This window comes from Paenibacillus sinopodophylli (assembly GCF_005930355.1).
Taxonomy (GTDB): Bacteria; Bacillota; Bacilli; order Paenibacillales; family Paenibacillaceae; genus Pristimantibacillus; species Pristimantibacillus sinopodophylli.
In genome coordinates, this window is sequence record NZ_VDBO01000001.1 from 1,081,067 (window position 1) to 1,102,874 (window position 21,808).

Here is a 21,808-nt window from a genome sequence, read left to right on the forward strand (position 1 = left end):
CCTCACGTTGCAGGCATTCCTTTTCTTTATGCGGATACCGGCTCTTCATCCTCTAAGCGTACAGAAACTAGCTTCGATACGCCGCCTTCCTCCATCGTCACGCCGTAAAGCACATCCGCTTCCTCCATCGTGCCTTTGCGGTGCGTTACGACGATAAATTGCGTTAGTTCTGAGAATTCACGCAAATATTGTGCGAATCGCGAAACGTTTGCTTCATCAAGCGCGGCCTCAACTTCATCCAGTACGCAGAACGGAACAGGCTTTACCTGCAATATCGCGAACAGCAGTGCAATCGCCGTCAATGCGCGCTCACCGCCGGAGAGCAACTGCAGGTTTTGCAGCTTCTTGCCTGGCGGCTGTGCAACGATATCAATGCCCGTATCCAAGACACGCTCTGGATCAACAAGTACCAAATCCGCGCGTCCTCCGCCGAATAGCTTAGCGAAGACTACAACAAAGTGACCGCGGATGGCTTCAAAGGTCGTTCTAAACCGCTTAGACATCTCATCGTCCATCTCGCGAATGACCTGATAAAGCGTTGTTTTCGCCTCAATTAAATCATTCTTCTGCTCGGACAGAAACTCGAAGCGTTCGCTGACTCGCTCATATTCCTCAATTGCGCCTAAGTTTACGTCGCCAAGCGATGTAATTTGACGTTTAATGTCTCTGACCTCGTTCTGAGTGCCAAGCACATCCTCGGGTACCTTGTATTGTTCCTTAGCGAGCTCATAGCTCAGTTCGTACTCTTCACTAAGCTTACGCAGCAGATTATCAAGCTCCACGTCGAGTCGGTTCGCAGCAATTTCGGTTTGCCTCATCTGCTCCTCGACCTGCCTAAGCTGCGCACGCTGCTCCTTGGTTTCACTCTCGCCTTGATCAAGCTCGGCGATGCGCTCCGCCCGTGCTGCTCGCTTGAAGTCGGTTTGCTCCGCACATTGCTGCTTCTTAATGCGCAGATCATTAAGCTGCTCAATCTGCTGAACCGATTCATTCGCATGCCTAGCAAGCTCTTCATTCTGCTGCACCGATAACAGGCGCAAGTTCTCGAGCTCCTGCTTCGCTCGTTGAATATCAGAGCGAACACGCGCTGATTGATCCTCGAAGCTTAGCTTTTCTTGATCCGTTTTCGCTGCGGCAATCTTAATGTCGGTAAGCTGACCTTGCAGCTCTTCCTTCGCGAATTCATTTGCTTTGCGCCGCTCCTCAGCCAATCGAATCGCTTCCTGCAAGCGCGCTTCGTCAATAACAAGCTGCGCTAACCGTAGCTCCGCTGCCGCTGCCGATGCTTGAACATCCTTCTGCTCAGACAAATGTGTGTTTCGATCAGCCGAATACAACTGCTTCTGCTCCTCCAAGTGCTTCGCTTCATTATGAAGCTGCTGGAGCTCTGCACGAATTTGCTGCTCCTCAATTCGGCTTTTCTCTCCTTCGGCACGCAGCTCTTCAATGTTATGCGAGCGAATGGAATGCTCCTTGCGCAGGTCGCTAAGCTTATCGCGAAGCTGCTCCACCGTTCTGCGCGCATCATTGATCTCTTGATCAAGCGCTTCGATCTGACGCTGGCGTCCAAGCAGGCTTGCGCCTTTCTTCTGCAAGCTTCCTCCCGTCATAGAGCCGCCGGCATTCACGACATCCCCCTCAAGAGTAACTACACGATATCGATATTGACATTTCGAAGCGATACGGTTCGCCTGCTCCAAAGTCTCAGCGAGCAAGACATTGCCAAGCAAACTGTTAACGATTGCTGAATAACGCTCATCCGAGCTTACCAGGTCCGCTGCGACACCTACAAATCCGTCGATGGATTGGGCGGTTCGCTTGTCATGCTCAGGCACCTGCCTGCCGCGAATGACGTCAAGCGGCAGGAAAGTGGCTCTGCCAAGCTGCCGCTGTTTCAGGAAAGCAATCGCAGTACGAGCCGTTTTCTCATCCTCCATGACGATATGCTGCAAAGCGCCGCCAAGCGCTGTCTCCACAGCCGTTTCAATACGCTCAGGTACGCGAATGAGCTCGGCGACGGCGCCATGTACGCCGCTGATCCCGCCATTGCTGCGTCTAGAAGCCTTCAATACCTCTTTGACGCCTTGCATGAATCCATCCAACGCGTCTTGCATTTCCTTCATCGTATCGCGGCGAGAAATATGGCTGTCCAGCTTCTGATCCCACTTACGAATCGCCTGCGTGACATCCTCCAGGCTCTGTGAGATCGTCCTTGTCTGCTCCGACTCCGTCAAGGTTTTGCTTCTTGCCTGCTCCAGGCGTGCCAGCGTCGCTTCAAGTGATGCAGCTAGCGCCGATCGTCTCTCATCCAATTTCGCCTGTTGATCAAGCCATTTGGTTTCATCCTCGCTAATACGCTCCATCCGGCGTTGCAGCGTTTCCTGCTGCTGCGAAGCGTAACGGATCTCGTTGCGGTGCTGAGCCATGGCGCTAAGCACTTCAAGCAGCTCGCTCTTCAGCGTTTCCTCCGCATCCGCGACAGCTCCTCCAGCCACGCCGAGCAAACGAGCCTCCTCGTCTGCTATTTTGGAGCGCAGATCTGCTAGCTGCAGCTGCAATGCCGCGGCCCGGCTGCGGAACTCCGCTTCCTCTTGCGACATCGCAACGATTCGGGCATCCTGTCCTGCAATCGATTCCTCAAGCTTCTGCTTGTTTTGCTCCAAATTACGTTTGCGTTCCTTCAAGACCTCGCCGTAACCCTCGCATTTCTCGAAGTCCTCGCTAATTTGCAGCATTGACTCATGCAACTGGTCAAGCTCTAACTCGAGATCTCGCAGCTGCTGCCGATCCTTCTCCAAATGCGCGTCATGCTTGCTGACAACGGTTGACAGCTGAAGCTGCTCCTGCTGCAATCGCTCCAGCTTACCGTTTGCTTCGGTCCACGACCCGTGAATCTGTTCAATGTTATGTACATACATTGAAATTTCTTTCGTCTTCAGCTGCTCCTTAAGCGCCTTGAACGCGATTGCCTTCTCAGACTGCTTGCGCAGCGGAGTAACCTGATCCTCAAGCTCAGTCACAAGATCATGAATACGGAGCAGATTTTGTTCGGTTTCGTCCAGCTTGCGCTGCGCCTCGCGTTTGCGGGACTTATATTTGACAATGCCTGATGCTTCCTCGAATATTCCGCGCCGATCCTCTGAGCGGGTACTCAATATTTCTTCAATTCGACCTTGTCCAATAATGGAATAAGCCTCTTTACCGATACCGGTATCCATGAACAGCTCGGTAATATCTTTCAGCCTGCACGGCTGTTTATTAATCAAATATTCACTATCTCCGCTTCGGTGCACGCGGCGCGTGACGGTAACCTCGTTGTATTCAAGAGGCAGTGCGCCATCGGAATTGTCAAGCGTAAGCGAAACCTCGCTGTAGTTGACCGCCTTGCGGGCATCGCTTCCAGCAAAAATAATATCCTCCATCTTGCCGCCGCGCAGACTCTTAGCGCTTTGTTCACCAAGAACCCAGCGAATGCCGTCAGAAATATTACTTTTACCGCTGCCGTTCGGTCCTACAACCGCAGTGATCCCGGTTACAAATTCCATTTCGGTCCGATCAGCGAAAGACTTAAAGCCTGATAATTCAATCCGTTTCAGAAACATGTCTTGGTTTTCACCTCACCCCTCATTGTACCACAACTTATGGGCCTTGATAACCATTTCGGCCGCTAATTACAACCCCAGCCTTTCCCATCTTCTCTCTAGCAAGCGTAAACAGATAAAGCCGTCCTCTGGCGGCTGTGCTTACGTTTGGCTTAGACGGATAGAGAAAGATGAGTAAAATCATATCCTTTCCTGTAAGTCAAAAAAGAGAGCACCCAGCAAGTCGCATGACCTGTGGAATGCTCTCTGATCTGATTTACGCTTGCTCCTGTGACAGCGTGCGCCATGCTTCTGCTGCGGCGCGCTGCTCTGCTTCCTTCTTCGTCCTTCCGCTGCCGACGCCGAATCGTTCCTCGCCGAGGTAGACCTCCACAACAAATTCACGATCATGTGCAGGTCCCCGCTCCTCAATGATCCGATATTCGACTGCGCCGAGACCGTGATGCTGAGAGCGTTCCTGAAGCTTGGACTTGGAATCCTTCACTAGGAGGCCGTAATCATTGGATTCGACGAAAGGAAACATGTGCTCGTTAAGGAAAGCCCTCGTCTGCTCAATTCCTGCATCCAGAAATATCGCACCGACAAAGGACTCGAATAAATCCGCCAGCAACGCTTGCCGTTGCCGGCCTCCTAGCTGTTCCTCGCCCCGACCAAGCAACACATGTGAGCCAAGCTCCAAGCGTTCCGCGAACTGTGCAAGCGATGGCTCGCATACGATGGAAGCACGCATTCTCGTAAGCTCGCCTTCCGGCCTCTGTGGATAAGTAGCGAACAAGTATTCCGATACAAGAAGCTGCAGCACGGCATCGCCCAAAAATTCCAAACGTTCATTATCTTGGGCAGAGCCGCGCTTATGCTCATTCACATAAGAAGTATGAGTGAAGGCCTGCTTCAGCAGCTTCGTCCGCTTAAAGCTAAGCTGCAGTCGTTGCTGCAGCTCGTAGAAGGAATCACGCTTCATAAACTTTCATCACGATCGATGCATTATGGCCACCAAAGCCGAATGAGTTAGACAATGCCGTTCTCACATTCGCTTCACGCGGTTTATTCGGCACATAATCAAGATCGCATTCTGGATCCGGATTGTCCAAGTTGATGGTTGGTGCAATAATGCCGTTTTTGAGTGTCAAGCCAAGAATAACAGCTTCAACGCCGCCAGCAGCACCAAGCAAGTGGCCCGTCATCGACTTCGTCGAGCTGACAGCTACTTTATACGCATGGTCGCCAAGCGCTTTCTTGATTGCCTTCGTCTCTGAGCGATCTCCTACTGGTGTAGAAGTACCGTGAGCATTAATGTAATCAATGTCAGATGCTTCGATTCCAGCATCCTTCAACGCTTTCACCATACAGCGTGCAGCACCGTCGGGATCAGGCTCGGTCATGTGGTGAGCGTCGCCGCTCATACCATAGCCAATAACCTCAGCATAGATCTTCGCGCCGCGCGCTTGCGCGTGTTCCAGTGATTCAAGTACCAGTACGCCAGCACCTTCACCCATTACGAAGCCATCACGATCAACATCGAACGGGCGGCTTGCTTTCTCGGGCTCATTATTCCGCACGGACATTGCACGCATAGAACAGAAACCAGCCATGCCAGTCGGTCTGATTGTCGCTTCAGCGCCGCCTGCTATCATAACATCAGCATCTCCACGTTGAATCAATTTGAAGGAATCACCGATGGAATGTGTGCCTGTCGCACATGCGGTAACCGCTGTACTATTCGGACCTTTAGCACCTGTAAGCATCGAGACCTGGCCGGAAGCCATGTTCGCGATCATCATCGGGATGAAGAACGGGCTTACGCGCTTAGGGCCCTTCTCCAGCAATATGTTATGCTGATCTTCCCATGTACCAAGACCGCCAATTCCTGAGCCTACCATTACCCCTACACGTTCTGGATCGGCATTCTGACCAATTTGCAAATCTGCATCTTTAACGGCCAATTGACTTGCCACTGCTGCGAACTGAACGAAACGATCCATTCTGCGCGCTTCCTTTTTGTCTAAACCATATTCCTCGGGTACGAAGTTTTTAACTTCAGCCGCTATATAAGTAGGGTATTCGGAGAAATCGAAAGCCTCAACAACCGATACGCCTGACTTTCCTTCCAACAGGTTTCCCCAGAATTGCTCCAAATCAGAACCTAGCGAAGTAATAACGCCCATACCTGTAACCACAACTCGTTGTTTCATTCGATTCACCTCTATATCCAGCATTTTTTATTTGCATATGGCTTTGCCTCATACCGCTAAGCCCATGATGCCTCTTGCGTATACCCTGCTTATATTTCTCGGTAAATCAGAGACATTTCCGTTCAAGTACGGCAGCGCCTTTACGCTTGAAATATAAGGAGGTATACATGCCCTGCGATTAAAGCCACTTGTAAATGCTTGTTTATGTAAAAGCTGTAACGCTTCCATTATTAGTCATAATAAAATGGCCAAGATGGAGAGAAGTCCCGTTTATTAAAAACGGGACTTGTCCTTCTTACGTATGAGATTGTATGTATTTAACTACTTCTCCCACAGTGGTGATAGTCTCTGCATCTTCATCAGAGATTTCCATATCAAACTCGTCTTCCAGCTCCATGACCAATTCAACGACATCAAGAGAGTCAGCGCCGAGGTCATCTTTAAATGAAGCTTCTAGTGTAACTTCAGCTTCGTCAACGCCAAGTCGGTCGATGACAATGCGTTTCACGCGATCTACTACTTCGGACATCCGGTTCACCTCCTCCATGGTATTATACGAGAATTAAAGATAAAATGCCATACGTAACCGTTTTAATTCCGCTTAAAGGATTAAATCAGCATTACATATACATGCCGCCGTCTACGTGAATCGTCTGTCCAGTCATGTAGGCTGAAGCATCCGAAGCGAGAAAACGAACCGCATTTGCGATGTCGCTCGGGTCACCGAGACGGGCAAGCGGAATTTGGCCAGCAAGAGACTGACGCATTTCTTCCGGAAGTTTATCCGTCATTTCGGTTTGAATAAATCCTGGGGCAACACAGTTGACAGTGATGCCCCGGGAAGCAAGCTCGCGTGCGCTAGCCTTAGTCAAACCAATTACGCCAGCTTTCGCTGCCACATAGTTAGCTTGTCCAGGGTTTCCGAGCACACCAACAACAGACGAGATGTTGATGATGCGGCCAAAGCGCTGCTTCATCATGGGACGCGTGACAGCTTTGATACCATTGAATACGCCCTTGAGGTTCGTCTCAATAACTTGATCAAATTCGTCTTCCTTCATTCGCATGATTAGATTATCTCTTGTAATGCCCGCATTATTCACTAGAATGTCAACGGCGCCAAATTGCTCGATAACTTCTTTAACCATTGCATCGAACTCATCCGACTTCCCGACATTCGCTTTAATAATAATAGCGCGTCTGCCAAGCGCTTCAACAGCTTGAGCTGTTTCTGCGGCCGCCGCCTCACTGCCTGAATAATTGATGGCTACGTCTGCTCCCGCCTCTGCCAGCGCGACAGCAATCGATCTTCCGATTCCTCGTGAAGCGCCCGTTACGAGTGCTTTCTTGCCTTCTAAGCTTGCAAACATCCAATCGCCTCCATCCTAAAGTTCATGCACCTGCAGCGCTTCAAGAGCAGCTACACTGTTGATCGAAATGACGCGTACATTTTTATCGATCTTTTTGATCAAGCCAGCTAGTACCGTTCCCGACCCAATCTCAACAAAAGTTTCAACGCCCTGCTCAATCAAATAACGAACGCTGTCTTCCCATAGCACTGGTGAGTACACCTGCCGAGCGAGCAGCCCGCGAATCTCATCGGCTGCAACAACCGACTTGGCCGTTACATTCGCGATGACAGGTATAGCTGCATCGTTCATACGAACATCTGCAAGCTGCGTATGAAGTTTATCCGCCGCAGGCTTCATAAGGGAGGAATGGAAAGGACCGCTCACTTCGAGCGGAATAACCCGCTTAGCGCCAGCTTCTTCTTTGCCGCGCTGAACGACCGCTTCTACGCCTGCTGCTGAGCCGGATACAACGATTTGTCCAGGGCAGTTCACATTCGCAAGCTCAACTGCCGTACCTGCCGCTGTAATGGACGCGCAAAGCGCAGCCAGCGTTTCACGCTCTGCGCCAAGCACGGCAGCCATAGCACCTTGTCCACTTGGAACAGCTTGCTCCATGAATTGTCCACGCGCACGTACAGTGCGGACAGCATCCTCGAATGAAAGCACGCCCGCTGCAACAAGAGCGCTGTATTCGCCCAAGCTGTGTCCCGCTACATAATCAGGCTTCAAGCCGCGCCCTTCCAAAGCTGCGAGCAAAGCCACACTCACCGTAAGCAGTGCAGGCTGCGTATTGGCAGTCTGTTTCAGATGGTCCTCCGGCCCTTCAAATATAATGCTGCTAAGGGAGAAGCCGAGTGCTTCATCTGCTTGTTCAAAAACCACACGTGATTGGTCGAAAGTATCGAATGCATCCTTACCCATTCCAACGGACTGAGCACCTTGACCTGGAAAAACAAATGCTATTTTACTCAAGAGTGGTTCCTCCTAAATTGTTATTACCACACTAGGACAGAAGCGCCCCAAGTCAACCCGCCGCCGAAGCCAACGAGCACAATACGGTCGCCTTCCTTCACCCGTCCCTGCTCAACTGCTTCCGCAAGTGCTACAGGTATGGATGCGGATGACATATTACCGTATTTGTCCAAATTTATCATCGCTTTGTCTTCAGACAGATTCAGCCTGTTCAGTGCGGATTGAATGATTCGGATATTCGCTTGATGGGGAACGAGAAGATCGACATCTTCTTTGGCTATACCAGCCTTCTGCAGCGCATCCTCAGCCACGCTTCCCATAATTCTAACTGCGAATTTGAATACATCATTGCCTGCCATATAAATATAATGCTGCTTAGTCTGAATGCTCTCTTCCGTAGCAGGGATGCGTGACCCGCCGCCGCTTACTTTGAGAAGCTCACCGCCGCTGCCATCCGCACCAAGCTCGAAGGAGCGGAACCCGCGTCCCTCTTCTACATGGCCTAGAACAACAGCGCCCGCACCATCACCGAATAGAATACAGGTATTACGGTCTGTGTAATCCGTTATGCGTGACAGCGTCTCCGCCCCTACGACGAGCACATGCTTGTACATGCCGCTTGCGATCATACTCGAACCAGTTGCAAGTCCATATATAAAGCCGGAGCAAGCAGCAGATAAATCGAATGCTGCAGCTTTCTTAGCTCCCAGCTTATCCTGAAGCAAACAAGCTGTCGAAGGAAAGAACATGTCTGGCGTGATGGTTGCAACGATAATCAGATCAATATCCTCAGCTGTAAGACCTGCTGCTGCAATTGCCGCACGCGATGCATGAAGAGCGAGATCGGACGTTGCTTCTTCAGTAGCTGCAATACGACGTTCTTTAATACCTGTACGCGTGACGATCCATTCATCATTCGTCTCAACCATTGCTTCTAGCTCTTTGTTCGACAAAATACGTTCAGGAACGTATTTGCCTGTACCGATAATTCCTACAGGATGTAAACCCATTTCGCACACTCACTTCCCGTTTATTTCTGCTGCAATTGTTTCGATCAGTTGACCTTGGAGAGCGGTTCTAGCTTGCCTAACCGCATTCTTTACTGCAAGAGCATCAGACGAGCCATGACACTTGACGACCAGCCCATTCAAGCCTAGAAGTGGTGCGCCGCCATGCTCCTTGTAATCCATTCGCTTCTTGAGCGGCCTTAGCTTAGGCAGCATGACTGCTGCTGCGAGCTTCGTCAGCAGTGTTTGGCTGAACGCTTCTTTGAGCGAAGTGAAGATGGTACCTGCTGCGCCTTCCATTGCTTTCAGCATAATATTGCCTGCAAAGCCGTCGCACACAAGCACATCGCAATTGCGGTTGAGAACATCTCTAGCTTCAACGTTGCCGATGAAATTAACTGGTGCCTGCTCAAGCAGCGCGTATGCCGCCTTAGCCATCTCATTGCCCTTCATCGCTTCTGTTCCTACGTTCAGCAGTCCTACTCTCGGATTCTCAAGACCGTGAACCTTTGTCCGATAAATGCTGCCCATTATGGCGTATTGCACCAGATGCTCGGGCTTCGCATCCATATTCGCGCCCAAATCCAAAGTAAGAATGCCTACATCATCCATCGTTGGCATCATAGGTGCGAGCGCCGGCCTTTCAATGCCGTCCATTCTTCCCACCACTAGCAAGCCTGTCGCCATCAGTGCGCCAGTATTGCCAGCGGAGAGCATCGCATCCGCTTGCTTCTCCCGAACGAGCTGTCCAGCTACGACCATAGATGCGCCTTTCTTGCGGCGTACCGCTTTCACAGGCTCATCATCAGGGCCGATAATCTCGTCAGCATGGCATATCGTTATATTCGATGGCTTCTGCCCTTTTATCAACGGTTCAATCACAGACGTGTCGCCAACAAGCAGCAATTCCGTATCCGGCCATTGTGCTGCTGCTTCCAGCGCTCCCTGTACGATTAATCCTGGAGCATTATCGCCGCCCATAGCATCAATAGCGATCCGCACGTGTGTCTCCTCCTTCAGTATCTGTGTCTCCCGCGGACCGATAAATCACAAAATTACCTTGAAATACCATTTCATCGCCTACATAGGTGAACAGCTCAACCTTCGCTTTGTTTCGCTCTCCCGATATGGACCTCACGTATGCTTTCGCAATACATTTCTCCCCAAGCTTTACAGGACGGATAAAGCGGATGTCCGCTGTCACGGTAAGCGCAATTTCATCATCTATAATTGCCACGGCAAGTGAGTTCGCTTGCGCGAACACGTGATGCCCACGCGCAATGCCTGTTCTCGAGAATACATGCTCTTCGCGAATCTCAAATACCGAGATACCACTCTTGTCCAGTTCCAGATCGACGATATCGCCGATCACCTCATGCAGAGGAAGCGACCTGACTGAATCGTAAGAGCGCTCAGCCATCAGCTTGAGTCTCTCGCGCAGCTCAGGTATGCCAAGCTCCATGCGGTCCAGCCGAATCGTCTGGATGCTTACTTTGAGCAGTCTTGTGAGCTCCCGATCGTTTATAAAAGGATTTTCGTCAATGTACCTTGCAAGCTGCTGATGACGCTGCCGTTTGGGCATTCGTTCGATGTCCGGCACCACCTTCTACCATTTAGTAACGATTGTTTCATTTCCGCACCGCAGCCCCGCAAGACTTTCGCACGATTAGTATATGTATGTTGCTTGATATTATCACCTGGTACTAATAAAGTATATAAAAAATTGCGCCCGAGCGCAATGCGGCATCAAAAGTTAGTAAAACCAGCGTACATAATCCTGTAATTCTAGCTTGTCGCCTAAGAAGAAACGCCTGACGGCGACCTTGCTATAAACACCATCGTTTCGACAAAATGTATAGAGAAAGGATTAGCAAACTCATATCCTTTCCTCTATTTTAATAAAAATAGCACCTCATCAAATGATGAAGTGCTATCTCTGACATCAATTCACTATTGGGAAATGATCTCTTTTGTTTTGTAATATCCACAAACTTTGCATACGTGGTGAGCCAATTTCAGCTCGCCGCATTGCTCACATTTCACCATGCCCGGTACTGCAAGTTTGAAATGCGTACGACGTTTATCACGGCGAGTCTTGGATGTTCTACGCTGAGGTACTGCCATATTTAACACCTCCTTCAAAAAATCAATCAATACTTCGCTTATTCCTTAAATAGATCCTTTAGCGCTGCAAAACGAACGTCGATCTTATCCGTTGAGCAGTTGCATTTGTGCTCATTTAAGTTCTGTCCGCAAGTCTGACAGAGACCCTTACAATCATTGCTGCAGAGCGGTGCGAAAGGCATGAACAGCTGAAGCGCTTCTTCCACATAAGGCCTCAAATTCAGTCTATCCCCATCTACTTCAATGAAATCACTGTCTTCTTCTTCCATGTCTTCATCGCGCTCTTCCTTTGAATCCGCCCGCTTGAACACTTCCGAGAATCGAATGATCGTATGTTCCTTCACCGGTTCCAAGCAACGTGAGCAGGCTAGTTCTAGGTCGATGGCTAGCTTGCCGTCGACTTCGATAAAACCTTCGTGCCCTGTAACCTGAAGCGATACATGAAGTGGTCCCGTACGATAAACATCCTGGCGTCCTTTAAAAAGGTCACTGACATCGAGTTGTTCATCGATCGTCGTTTTCAACCCTTTGGACATTGTTTCTTGAATATGAAACTGCATCAGATCACCCCAAACAAACAAAGATTATTATATCTATCAGACTACCGTTTTGTCAACATTTTCACACTGTTTTTCAATATTGCATCATGCAGGCCGTGATTGAGCTTGTCCTCTATGCTATAGTTAAACAACCAACATTTAACAGGGAGAGGTTTAAGAAAATGCGTACCGTCGGGCTTATTGTCGAATACAATCCGTTTCACAACGGACATTTGTATCATTTGCAACAATCACGAAAAATAACGCAAGCAGGCGCGGTCGTTGCCGTAATGAGCGGTCATTTCCTTCAGCGCGGCGAGCCTGCACTGCTCGACAAATGGGCACGAACGCGTATGGCGCTTGCGGGCGGCTGCGACCTTGTCATCGAGCTGCCGGTCGCATACGCCACGCAAGCTGCCGAATGGTTCGCTTACGGTGCCGTAGCGCTGCTTGAAGCAACCGGCGTCGTAGACAGCTTCTGCTTCGGCACAGAGAACGGCGAGCTTGACCCGCTGCTTCGTGCCGCTGACATCGTTGCAGAGGAGCCGCCTGCCTTCAAAGCACTCTTAAAGCAGCAGCTACAGACCGGTATAAGCTACCCGAGTGCATACAGCAGCGCAATTAGCAGCTACTTGGCCGAGCTCGGACATGCTTCAGACGCTGCCTTTCCATTCGCACTCCCGAATCATACCTTAGGACTCCATTATCTGCTTGCTCGCAGCCGATTGCAAGCAAAAATGGAGCCGTTCACCATAGCGCGAGAAAAAGCAGCTTACAATCAGGAGACGGTGACTGATAGTCAAATCGCAAGCGCCACGGCCATTCGCAAGCTTCTCCTTGAACAGAAATCACTTGAAGAAACCCGGCCATACATGCCTCAATCGTCACTAGACGTCCTTCAGGAGGAATGGTCAGCGGGTCGCTGCCCCATTAGCTGGGAGCCCTTCACGAACGCCTTACTTCACGCAATCGTAACCCGCTCCCCTCAGGAGCTGTCTGCGCTGCATGAAATAACGGAGGGCTTGGAATACCGAATCCGCAATGCCTTGCCGAGTCTTCCATCAAGAAGCTTCGACGACCTGCTTGGCGCATTGAAAACCAAGCGCTACACCCGAACGAAGCTGCAGCGATCACTTCTTGCGATTCTGCTCGGACATCGCAAGGAGGATTTCTCCTCAGACAAGCTCGCTTCAGGCGTTGAATATATAAGAGTGCTCGGTTTTTCTGAAAAAGGCAAGCTTTTATTGCGCCGCATGCGCAAATCAGCTAAGCTGCCCGTCTTACTCAGCGCTGCTAGGCCGACTAAGCCTTATCGTTATTTGGAACTGGATACGCAAGCAAGCAGCGTCTATATGCTTGGTGTTCCTGGTCAGACTTCTGCCTCATCCATGTTTCGCGATTTCACCGAAAAACCGATGTTCGCGGAAGAACTTTAGTGGCAAGGGACTACTTGTCTTTAAAAGATAACAATTTATAAGTTTGCTAGCTTAAAAAGGGCTTATATTTCACCGTCAAAGCTCCTTCAGCGTCTAAAGGACGGAGGTAGCCGTTTCACCTTATTTGGCGCTTGATGCGTTGAATACTTTAATTTGCTCTATCGCTTCTTCTAGAGTGCTAACACTGATAACTTTTATCGAACCGCCAAGCTCTATCGCTTTCGCTTCCGCCTCCTTGAAATTGTCCGCAGGCACAAGAAACAACGCTGCCCCTTTCTCGCTGGCAATAACGATCTTCTGCTTGATGCCGCCGATCGCCCCAACCTTACCGTCTACCGTGATGGTACCCGTTGCTGCGATTCGGCTGCCTCCAGCCAGATCACCTTCCGTTAACAATTCCAAAGCTTGCAATGCAAACACAAGTCCCGCGGATGGGCCTCCAATATCTCCTGCTGTAATCGTAATCCTATTGTCTGGATCATCAGGTTCGAGACTGTGCAGCTCCATTAGACTTTTTATACCAAGCGCATTCAACAGCTGCTCCGACGTCTCGACGTCATCTAGGGCTCCCTTTGGCAGGTTGACCTGCACATGCTCTCCTTTTCTAGCCACGTCAAATGCTGCGTCTTTTGATGTATTCATGCTTTGCACGGAGCCTAGCAACTGTTCAGCGGATTCAGCTCCTGCTTCGCCATGCACACCAAGCAACAAATCACCGGTCTGGAATACGCTTGGTTTTCCATCATTGCTTGCCATAACATCAGCGATCAGTAAACCGTCTGCTTTTATCGCGTAAGACAAGCCCGCATAATGATAGGCGGCTTCTATCGCATTATTCTGGGACCCTTGCATAATAACCTGCTGACGCTCTACGTACTGCTTTTCCGTATATCCACGGAATACATCTCGCCTCAGATGAACTTCTTTATCCGCATCCCACATAGATGCTATTGTTCGAAGCATATTCGGCTCTGTCAGCTTCACGGCCGTAAGCAAAAAATCACCGTTTCCCGGCCTATCCCCCGTTTCAATTGTAATCATCGGCTTAACCGAAACCGCTATTCCCGGCTCATATACGACATAGGGTGTCGGTGCATAAAGCAATAGCCACATAAACGCCGCCGTTGCAACCGCAATAATAGCTATTCTGCGCTGATCCGACTTTTTTCTCTGCATTCTCCACTCTCCAATCCATTCAGCCTCTACAAGTTCAATTCCCTTGTAGTTGTTCAAACCGTCTACCGGGCACGTCATTGGTCTATCACAGGACGAATAGGCGTACTAATGAACGTATAGGATTGTCCCAGCCACATATGCATGTTTTATGCAAATAAAGGAGTTGTATCGCCTTGGCTAAAACGGTCATGCTCGCGTTTCTGTCCATTCTGCTTGTCAGTACCATCATTCTCCAGCCGGACGCTTCCTTTCAATCTTCGTTGCAAGGACTTACTGTCTGGTGGAACATTGTGTTCCCTGGCCTACTGCCGTTTCTCATCTTATTTGAGCTCATCTCTGCATTCGGCCTCGCACATGCGGTCAGCTCGCTCACTCAGCCTGTGATGAACCGTCTGTTCAAGCTTCCAGGCGAAGCTTCTCACGCAGTCATTCTAGGCTGGATGGGCGGGTACCCATCAGGTGCTGAGGCAACGGCATCGCTGCGCAAAAGAAAGCTCGTTACAAAACAACAGGGCCAGCGGCTGCTAGCCCTAGCCCATATGCCGAATCCTTTATTTATGCTTGTTGTCATTGGAGCCGGTTTTCTTCACAAGCCGATCGTTGGCGTTATGATCGCCTGCACGGTATGGCTCTCCGCGCTCTGCATCATGTTTGCCATGACGCTGCTTCAGCGGAGAGAGCAAGAAGGCATAGAGCTAGCTGACAAGCAAGACAAGTCCGTAATTCAGAAGCAGAAGAACGATGCTGATACGCAAGGCGGGAGCCTGCTTCTGCGCGCGGCAGAAGCCTTTCGGCTTGGCAGGGAACAAGACGGGCGCAGCTTCGGCAAAGCGCTTGGCGATTCCGTAGCGGCAAGCGTACAGAAGCTTATGATGATTGGCGGCTTTATGATCTTCGCTGCCGTCCTTGCCAAGTTGACGGAGCCGTTGCTCACTCCCCTGCTAGCCAAGACGGGGCTGACCTTCATTAGCCAAGCTTTCTTTGAAGGTCATCTAGGCGCTTATTCTGCGGCCGTCTGGCAACACCAAGGAGCTGGTACGATCGTGAACGCCGCAGCCATTGCTGCCGTCCTTGCTTGGAGCGGCCTCAGCGGTATTCTGCAGGCGGGCTATTCCATATCAGGCACCGATCTCAAGCTTCTGCCTTTCGTGGCATGGCGTGCAGCTCATGCGCTGCTTGCAGCCCTCTTCATGCTGCTTCTATGGAAGCCGATGATTTCAGTGCTTGGCATGCTTCTTGATCCAAGCGCCGTGCCTAGTTTTGCTCCTGCCAACATTTTCACACCAGATCAAGCCATTGCTGTCGCCTTAAAAGCAAGCGATCTACCGCGATTATGGCCGTTTTCGATGCTGTCCTGCCTGCTTGTCGCTCTGACTGTGCTAATACTCTCTACTATTCTACTTCCGTATAGCAAGACTAACAGATCTGCATAGCTCGAATGAAAGTAATGGTGAATAAGCTAGCTTTGAGGCTTATATTTTAGTCGCAGCTGCTGCTCCACAAGCGGCGGTACGAGCTCATGCACAGCTCCGTGAAATTGTGCAATCTCCTTCACAATACTCGAGCTTAAATAAGAGTATTTCGGATTCGTCATCATAAACATCGTATCGATCTCTGCATCCAGCAGATGATTAGTTGAAGCAAGCTGCAGCTCATATTCGAAATCGGTTACCGAACGGATACCGCGGATAATAACATTTGCCTGACGTGACTTCATAAACCGGACAAGCAAATCACGGAAACTGTCAATTTCCACATTCGGAATATCTTTGGTAACCTCCGCCAACAGCACCTTGCGCTCTTCCACACTGAACAACGGATTTTTACTTGAATTGTTTAGAACAGCTACGATCAATCGATCAAATTGCTTCGCAGATCTGCGTATAATGTCCAAATGCCCATACGTTACGGGGTCAAAAGTTCCTGGGTACACGGCTACTCGTTCTCTCTTACTCATAATCATCTGCCTCATTTCCAACAGGGCTCTCTAGGCTGTTATATTGATAGATGGATACCGCGGTATCCCCATATTTCGCATGCTTGAATTGCTCGAATTGCTCCATCTGTTCCGGATAAAGATGAGAAGCGTCATGTTCTATGACAATAATCGCTTCCGGCTCCAGCAACCCGCTTGCTGCAAGCTCTGACATTAAGTTGTCCATCGTTACCATCTTATAAGGCGGGTCAAGAAAAACAAGCCGGAACCTTAGCCCCCGCTTCGCTAGCGCTTTCAATGCGCGCTCTGCATCATTCTTATAAATTTCAGCAGCGCTTCCCATCTTCGCCGTTTCTACATTTTGACGGATGATGTCGATGCTTATTCGCTCACGGTCGACAAAAACCGTATGTTCTACGCCCCTGCTCCACGCCTCAATACCTAAACCGCCGGTACCCGCGAATAGATCCAGCGCCATGCCTCCATCGAAATAAGGCCCGATCATGCTGAATATAGCTTCTTTCACCTTATCCGTTGTCGGTCTTGTATTTGTGCCAGGCACAGCTTTAAGCGTGCGGCCTTTGGCCTCGCCCGCGATGACTCTCACTGCAATTGCCCCCTTCTATCTCATTCCCGCCTATCGTACCATAGAATCCCTTTCATAATAAAGCGTATGCATCTGTAAAAATGTATCATCCACTTCTGCTGCGCACTTGAAAAAATTTTATGAGTGATGAGTATAATCACCTAAATAAAGGGACAAAATAATCTTATCGGCGTCGCAAGATGTCGTAGACAACCGCGGAGAAGACTTACGTTTCCCCATAAGCTCTTCATCCGGTTTCTCCTCTCCCATGAAAGGAGTCCTTGCAAAAGGACTCCGATTTTTTGTTTAAATCCTTATATATAAAGGAGTTTCCCGTTATTCTAATTTACCACGTCTTGATTTGTCGTTCTATTGTCGTTCGAAATTATTTTGATAAAACAAAGCCTTTCTCTTTGTCCAGCAACATAACTTCTAAATTATATAAAATAAAGTAAAAGAGCCGCAGGGATGTTTTCCCATGCGGCTCTCATTCATTAGGCCTATATACTTCATTGATGCAACAGTTAATCCCATACGTTATGCCACTGCTTTACAACTGGCGGTTCATGGTCTGTACTCTTTAAAACTCTAAAAGCTACAGCTTTCCTGTCCCACTCTACATAAGACTGCCTGACCAACTCATTAATAGCTGCTTTGACACGATCCTAGTCACGCTGCGCAAAACGCGCAACCTCAAAGTTGTTCAGTTTAAACCATTCATTACGTTTGAGGCTGAACAGCACCCTCAATATCTTTCTCGCTGTATTATCAAGCATGCTGCTTTACCAACTCCACATCAATAACATTAGCAACGTTAAATATGCGAGGGGCATTAGCTGTATGACAATATGCTTTTACTCAGCCGTCACGTACTGATTGGACTTGTACAGTACGTATAGTTATGTTGCGATTTCGGTCGTTGTAGATAATCTGTACGGTTCGGCCTATATATTCCCCAATCATGCCCCTCACTCTAATGCGAATGCTCGTTCTTATTTAAGCCCGAACATTCGTTCTAGTTCAAGTGTTATTTTTGATTTCGATGTGATAATATCTTTAAATCCCAAGCACTTGGAATTTTGAAATAGCAGTGGCGCATACTATTTATTCAATAAAATCTTGTAAAAGTTTGTCGGAAACGATAGGCAAAATAGGAAGTATACAGTAAAATAGTCTTAAATTTGATGAAAAGAGGAATATATGTGGGGTTTCTAAAAGTTTTGGGTTGGATATTTGTACCGTATATTATGATTTTTGTATCGTGGAAAAAACTACAAGGCTCAGGAAAAGCGTTCGGAATCATATGGGCGACAATTGCTGCTATAGCTGTGTTATCGAATATGGCTAATGGAGGTTCTGATCAACCAGTAGCAGCTCCCACAACCACCAAAACAGAAGCTGTTACAGATGATAGCTTGAATGAAAAAGAAATTGCTAATAAGAAAGCAGAGGAAGAAGCAAAGAAGAAAAAAGAGGCTGAAGCACAAGCAGTTAAAGAAGCTGCTGCTAAAGCCGCTGAAGAAAAAGCTAAAGCAAAAGCTGAGGAAGAGAAATTAAATTTCGGAAACATTGGCATGGATGTTGAAGATTTCAAGCAAGCTTTCAATACGGCATCGGCTGAATTCGACGCTTCTTTTAAGATCAACAATATCTCTGTTGAAAAGGGAGAAGTACAAAATATTTTCACAGTAGTGTTTACTGATAATCTTGGTTTAACCGGAACAGTTAATAAAAATGATGGTCTTATTCGTGAAATTATAATATTGGGGACTGGAGATGGCACAATGGAATCAGGGACTGACTTTATTCTGGCAATGGGTGTCATGATTGCTGCGACTAATCCTACACTGGCTCAATCTGCAAGAGGTGACATACTTGCGGATTTAGGTCTAATGGATGAAAACGTGGATATACAGAACCTCGATAACTCCACAATTAGGAATGGGATTAAGTATCACATCACAAGTTCACAAGAAATGGGATTTTGGTTTATAACTTCGGATGCCAACGAAGAATAACAAATTTTACGAGCTCTGAATATTTTATAGTGAAAAAATAATAGTCCCCGACCAATTTTGAAGTGCTTCCTGTCAAGTAGACAGTGAAAAAAACAAAAAAACGGTTTGGTCTATCCCTCAGTTCAAGTACAGAGAACTGGGGGATTATTTTCATGAAGCAACTCGGCGATACTCATGGGGAGACAAGCCGTTAAGTCGTTCCGTATATCGGTAATTGTTGTAGTATCGAATATAATTCCGCACAGCTTCAAGAACTTCGTCGTAGGTATCGTATTTCTTCAAATAAAAGCTTTCTGCCTTGAATGTGCCCCAAAACCGTTCTATAGGCTGGTTATCCAGACATCGACTCACACGAGACATGCTCGTAGTAAAACCGTATATCATCTTCAAACGATTGTATTCATGCGAGGTGTACTGGAAACCTCGATCACTATGGAGAAGTGGCGTTACCCCACGGTTCTTCCTATACGCCTTCTTCACCGTATCCATGACCAGTTTGTTATTGTTGGAGGGACTAAGCACCCATGATACGAGGGAGTTGTCGTACACATCAATAATCGCGCTCAAATAGGATTTACGACCGTTCCCATACTTCAATTCTGTGACATCTGTACACCACTTCCTATTCGGAGCAGCCGCTTGAAATTCACGGTTCATTACGTTTTCGGTGACATGTTTTTCCGTAGCTCTCACGTAGCTTGGACGCTTCCTGCGAATCACTGCTTTCAATCCGAGAGCTCTCATGATCCGGTAGTATCGTTTTTTGTTGTCACTCTTTTTACGTTTACGGTTCAATTGGATGCACATTTGACGATAACCCAGTATCCCTTTTCGCTTGTCATAGTGAAGCTTCACTTCTTTTGCTCGTGCAAGATGTTCAAGTTCTCGTTTAGACGGCTTCCACTTTAGCCATTTATAATAGGCAGATCTGGCGACTTTAGCAAGCTGACATAGCGCTAGGATGGCATAGCCCTTCTCGGTGTGCAGTTCTTGAATGGCTTGATACAAGTCTACATGTCGAACGAAGGTTAGCGTGTATTTTTTCGCCGGATCTCTGCCAACTTTTTTTCGAAGGCATTCTCCATTTCTAAGTACGCGTTGCGCGCTTCTAGCTCCTTGTTTCGAAGTTTAAGACGCTCCGTATCATCGAGTTCCTCCAACAGGCTTATTGCGACCACGATGATCCCTAAGAGCCGCTTCACTACCCGATTGATATTTACGAACCCATGCGTACACCTGTTAGTAGGACACATCGTATTTCTTCATGGCTTTCTGATAATCCAACTGATTTGCAAGGGTATACTGTGCAATTTCAATGCGCTCTTCAAAAGTGGTTTTACGTCCTCTAATCCTTCAAAACCCTCTGCTTCATATTTCCTTATCCAATCCTTGACTGTTGCTTTGTCGACCCCAAGTTGTTTCGCTTCATAATGAGGATTTGAATCATCCTGCAGGCATCTTTTTACAACGTCTAGTTTTACATCTAATGTAATTGGACTCCTTTTCGACAACAAAAAAACTCCCATCATGGTAGCAGAAGAAGTTTTGTTTTTTCTACTGTCTACTATGATGGTAGCATATCATTTTTGGCCGATGGGCTTTTATTACGGGTTTACAACATCATACTCATTTACTTCAAAAGTAAGTATCTTATCAAAAACAATATATTCTGTGCGAGCTTTAAATGGTCCCATATTCCAAGTCTTATTAAATCCATATCGTTCTTTACCAATACCGGCATCCTTATTGTCGTACCATTCAATAAAGTTATTCAATTCTGACATAGATAAATCATATTCTTTTTCAATACCATTGGTCATTGTAATTACCAAGATAGCTCTACCTAATTTTTCAGTAATACTTAACTTCTCTAACGATGACGATATACCTCCAGTTTTTCCAGTTGTACCACCTACTACATAAATATCTTTATTTAGTAAAACTGCTCCAACTTGAAACTTAAGTGAGGATAATGTAAACGGAGTTCCCCAAGTATTAGTTAATGTATTATAAACATTAACCAAGCTAGTCTCACTTGACCCAAAAAAATATATATCACTATCCTTAATTACTACGGCTGGAGCATTTAACTTATTAGGAGATTCTGCTAAATTCGTCCAACTATTATCTTGCGGATTATACTCCGAAAATGCGTAATTATTAAATCCACTAACATAAAATTTACCTTCTAATTGAGCAACTCCTATCGCACCACCAACACTTGGAATGGGGCTAAGCGTGGTCCAACCATTAGTTAATGGATTGTACGACTCCACTGTTGTCAGATTTGCATTAGATTGATTTGTTCCACCAAACACATATATCTTTCCATCATAAACATCAGTACCTACCCATGCCTTTGCAGAAGTAAGATTAGTACCTGTTGTCCATATATTCGTTTCAGGATCGTAAATTTCCATTTTTGCTACTCTTGTAAGTACGCCAGAAACGAAGTTATATCCCCCCAAAACATATATCTTATTGTTTAGTACTACCGCAGAAGCAGCAGATCTAGCAGTAGGCATAGCTTGTTTAGTATCCCATTGATCAGTTGCTGGATCATAAACATAAGAAGTATTACTAGTTGGACCTGAGGCTGAACCTGTTCCATTTCCATTTGTCCCTCCAAAAACATAAAGCTTTCCTTGATATTCTACTGTGGCAGCTCCAGCACGTTTATCAGGCATACTAGCTTTATCTGACCAACTATAAATTAATTCTGCTGCATATGCACTTGTAGTAGATAAAAGAAAACAAAAAGCCAAACTTATAACTAATAAAACTTTAAAAGAATAATTTTTAAATAAATTCATGGTTTTATCACTCCTCTGATTAATAAAACAATCCTATATTAAATATTAAAAAAGA

General features: G+C 47.5%; 20 protein-coding genes and 1 pseudogene. 3 read left to right on the plus strand and 18 right to left on the minus strand.

Annotated elements, in window-relative coordinates; translation table 11 throughout:
• Window positions 1–26: 26 nt before the first annotated feature.
• From smc to FGT79_RS04860, 11 genes are all read right to left on the minus strand, one after another.
• Window positions 27–3,602 (minus strand): chromosome segregation protein SMC, encoded by a 3,576-nt coding sequence (gene smc / locus FGT79_RS04810; protein ID WP_138751617.1) that lies wholly within the window; start codon window positions 3,600–3,602, stop codon window positions 27–29.
• Between the two features lie 256 nt (window positions 3,603–3,858).
• Window positions 3,859–4,563, minus strand: coding sequence for a ribonuclease III (gene rnc / locus FGT79_RS04815; protein WP_138751618.1), 705 nt, complete (start codon window positions 4,561–4,563; stop codon window positions 3,859–3,861).
• Window positions 4,553–5,794 carry a beta-ketoacyl-ACP synthase II gene (fabF, locus tag FGT79_RS04820; protein WP_138751619.1) on the minus strand — a complete coding sequence of 414 codons (1,242 nt, stop codon included), beginning with the start codon at window positions 5,792–5,794 and terminating at the stop codon, window positions 4,553–4,555. Before fabF ends, rnc begins: the two co-directional genes overlap by 11 nt.
• A gap of 295 nt (window positions 5,795–6,089) precedes the next feature.
• A complete protein-coding gene (locus tag FGT79_RS04825; protein WP_053375686.1) occupies window positions 6,090–6,323 on the minus strand; it encodes an acyl carrier protein in 234 nt (77 codons plus the stop codon).
• A gap of 91 nt (window positions 6,324–6,414) precedes the next feature.
• The gene (gene fabG, locus FGT79_RS04830) at window positions 6,415–7,164 is read right to left on the minus strand and encodes a 3-oxoacyl-[acyl-carrier-protein] reductase (protein ID WP_138751620.1); all 750 of its coding nucleotides are present in this window, start codon (window positions 7,162–7,164) and stop codon (window positions 6,415–6,417) included.
• Window positions 7,165–7,179: 15 nt separating this feature from the next.
• Window positions 7,180–8,118: an ACP S-malonyltransferase gene (gene fabD, locus FGT79_RS04835; protein ID WP_138751621.1), complete on the minus strand. Its 939-nt coding sequence runs from the start codon at window positions 8,116–8,118 to the stop codon at window positions 7,180–7,182.
• Window positions 8,119–8,141: 23 nt separating this feature from the next.
• Complete coding sequence (locus tag FGT79_RS04840; RefSeq protein WP_138751622.1) at window positions 8,142–9,128, minus strand: beta-ketoacyl-ACP synthase III; 987 nt, start codon at window positions 9,126–9,128, stop codon at window positions 8,142–8,144.
• Window positions 9,129–9,137: 9 nt separating this feature from the next.
• Window positions 9,138–10,127 carry a phosphate acyltransferase PlsX gene (gene plsX, locus FGT79_RS04845; RefSeq protein ID WP_138751623.1) on the minus strand — a complete coding sequence of 330 codons (990 nt, stop codon included), beginning with the start codon at window positions 10,125–10,127 and terminating at the stop codon, window positions 9,138–9,140.
• Entirely contained in the window at window positions 10,111–10,707 is a 597-nt protein-coding gene (gene fapR, locus FGT79_RS04850) for a transcription factor FapR (RefSeq protein ID WP_171056192.1), read from the minus strand. Before fapR ends, plsX begins: the two co-directional genes overlap by 17 nt.
• 368 nt (window positions 10,708–11,075) lie before the next feature.
• Window positions 11,076–11,249, minus strand: coding sequence for a 50S ribosomal protein L32 (gene rpmF, locus FGT79_RS04855; RefSeq protein ID WP_006036546.1), 174 nt, complete (start codon window positions 11,247–11,249; stop codon window positions 11,076–11,078).
• 38 nt (window positions 11,250–11,287) lie between these two features.
• Window positions 11,288–11,809 (minus strand): YceD family protein, encoded by a 522-nt coding sequence (locus FGT79_RS04860; RefSeq protein WP_138751625.1) that lies wholly within the window; start codon window positions 11,807–11,809, stop codon window positions 11,288–11,290.
• Between the two features lie 161 nt (window positions 11,810–11,970).
• On the opposite strand from FGT79_RS04860, the gene FGT79_RS04865 reads away from it, so the two are divergent.
• Window positions 11,971–13,224, plus strand: coding sequence for a nucleotidyltransferase (locus FGT79_RS04865; protein ID WP_138751626.1), 1,254 nt, complete (start codon window positions 11,971–11,973; stop codon window positions 13,222–13,224).
• A gap of 120 nt (window positions 13,225–13,344) precedes the next feature.
• Here FGT79_RS04865 and FGT79_RS04870 read toward each other — a convergent pair whose 3' ends face one another.
• On the minus strand, window positions 13,345–14,400 hold the full coding sequence (locus FGT79_RS04870; protein ID WP_171056075.1) for a S16 family serine protease: 1,056 nt from the start codon (window positions 14,398–14,400) through the stop codon (window positions 13,345–13,347).
• A 173-nt stretch (window positions 14,401–14,573) separates the two neighbouring features.
• On the opposite strand from FGT79_RS04870, the gene FGT79_RS04875 reads away from it, so the two are divergent.
• Window positions 14,574–15,833, plus strand: a complete 1,260-nt coding sequence (locus FGT79_RS04875; protein WP_138751628.1) for a nucleoside recognition domain-containing protein — start codon at window positions 14,574–14,576, stop codon at window positions 15,831–15,833.
• A gap of 26 nt (window positions 15,834–15,859) precedes the next feature.
• On the opposite strand, the gene coaD is transcribed toward FGT79_RS04875, so the two are convergent.
• Window positions 15,860–16,363 carry a pantetheine-phosphate adenylyltransferase gene (gene coaD, locus FGT79_RS04880; protein ID WP_138751629.1) on the minus strand — a complete coding sequence of 168 codons (504 nt, stop codon included), beginning with the start codon at window positions 16,361–16,363 and terminating at the stop codon, window positions 15,860–15,862.
• A complete protein-coding gene (gene rsmD / locus FGT79_RS04885) occupies window positions 16,350–16,943 on the minus strand; it encodes a 16S rRNA (guanine(966)-N(2))-methyltransferase RsmD (protein ID WP_138751630.1) in 594 nt (197 codons plus the stop codon). Before rsmD ends, coaD begins: the two co-directional genes overlap by 14 nt.
• Before the next feature lie 1,181 nt (window positions 16,944–18,124).
• Here rsmD and FGT79_RS31585 point away from each other — a divergent pair.
• Entirely contained in the window at window positions 18,125–18,940 is an 816-nt protein-coding gene (locus FGT79_RS31585; RefSeq protein WP_212758503.1) for a hypothetical protein, read from the plus strand.
• Window positions 18,941–19,090: 150 nt separating this feature from the next.
• On the opposite strand, the pseudogene FGT79_RS04895 reads toward FGT79_RS31585, so the two are convergent.
• The 4 genes and pseudogenes from FGT79_RS04895 to FGT79_RS04905 all read right to left on the minus strand — a co-directional run.
• Window positions 19,091–19,957, minus strand: a pseudogene (locus FGT79_RS04895) (IS3 family transposase); the annotation flags it as partial.
• 126 nt (window positions 19,958–20,083) lie between these two features.
• Entirely contained in the window at window positions 20,084–20,176 is a 93-nt protein-coding gene (locus FGT79_RS32485) for a hypothetical protein (RefSeq protein WP_425464985.1), read from the minus strand.
• 26 nt (window positions 20,177–20,202) lie between these two features.
• Window positions 20,203–20,469: a helix-turn-helix domain-containing protein gene (locus FGT79_RS32490; RefSeq protein ID WP_138751632.1), complete on the minus strand. Its 267-nt coding sequence runs from the start codon at window positions 20,467–20,469 to the stop codon at window positions 20,203–20,205.
• A 75-nt stretch (window positions 20,470–20,544) separates the two neighbouring features.
• A complete protein-coding gene (locus tag FGT79_RS04905; protein ID WP_138751633.1) occupies window positions 20,545–21,753 on the minus strand; it encodes a Kelch repeat-containing protein in 1,209 nt (402 codons plus the stop codon).
• Between the last annotated feature and the right edge of the window lie 55 nt (window positions 21,754–21,808).

Coding starts and splice junctions, on each gene's coding strand:
- FGT79_RS04905 (WP_138751633.1), bottom strand. CDS start 21,753: ATGAATTTATTTAAAAATTATTCTTTTAAAGTTTTATTAGTTATAAGT.
- FGT79_RS04860 (WP_138751625.1), bottom strand. CDS start 11,809: ATGCAGTTTCATATTCAAGAAACAATGTCCAAAGGGTTGAAAACGACG.
- FGT79_RS32490 (WP_138751632.1), bottom strand. CDS start 20,469: ATGATGGGAGTTTTTTTGTTGTCGAAAAGGAGTCCAATTACATTAGAT.
- fabG (WP_138751620.1), bottom strand. CDS start 7,164: ATGTTTGCAAGCTTAGAAGGCAAGAAAGCACTCGTAACGGGCGCTTCA.
- rpmF (WP_006036546.1), bottom strand. CDS start 11,249: ATGGCAGTACCTCAGCGTAGAACATCCAAGACTCGCCGTGATAAACGT.
- fapR (WP_171056192.1), bottom strand. CDS start 10,707: ATGCCCAAACGGCAGCGTCATCAGCAGCTTGCAAGGTACATTGACGAA.
- FGT79_RS04840 (WP_138751622.1), bottom strand. CDS start 9,128: ATGGGTTTACATCCTGTAGGAATTATCGGTACAGGCAAATACGTTCCT.
- rnc (WP_138751618.1), bottom strand. CDS start 4,563: ATGAAGCGTGATTCCTTCTACGAGCTGCAGCAACGACTGCAGCTTAGC.
- fabF (WP_138751619.1), bottom strand. CDS start 5,794: ATGAAACAACGAGTTGTGGTTACAGGTATGGGCGTTATTACTTCGCTA.
- FGT79_RS04870 (WP_171056075.1), bottom strand. CDS start 14,400: ATGCAGAGAAAAAAGTCGGATCAGCGCAGAATAGCTATTATTGCGGTT.
- FGT79_RS04865 (WP_138751626.1), top strand. CDS start 11,971: ATGCGTACCGTCGGGCTTATTGTCGAATACAATCCGTTTCACAACGGA.
- coaD (WP_138751629.1), bottom strand. CDS start 16,363: ATGATTATGAGTAAGAGAGAACGAGTAGCCGTGTACCCAGGAACTTTT.
- smc (WP_138751617.1), bottom strand. CDS start 3,602: ATGTTTCTGAAACGGATTGAATTATCAGGCTTTAAGTCTTTCGCTGAT.
- FGT79_RS04825 (WP_053375686.1), bottom strand. CDS start 6,323: ATGTCCGAAGTAGTAGATCGCGTGAAACGCATTGTCATCGACCGACTT.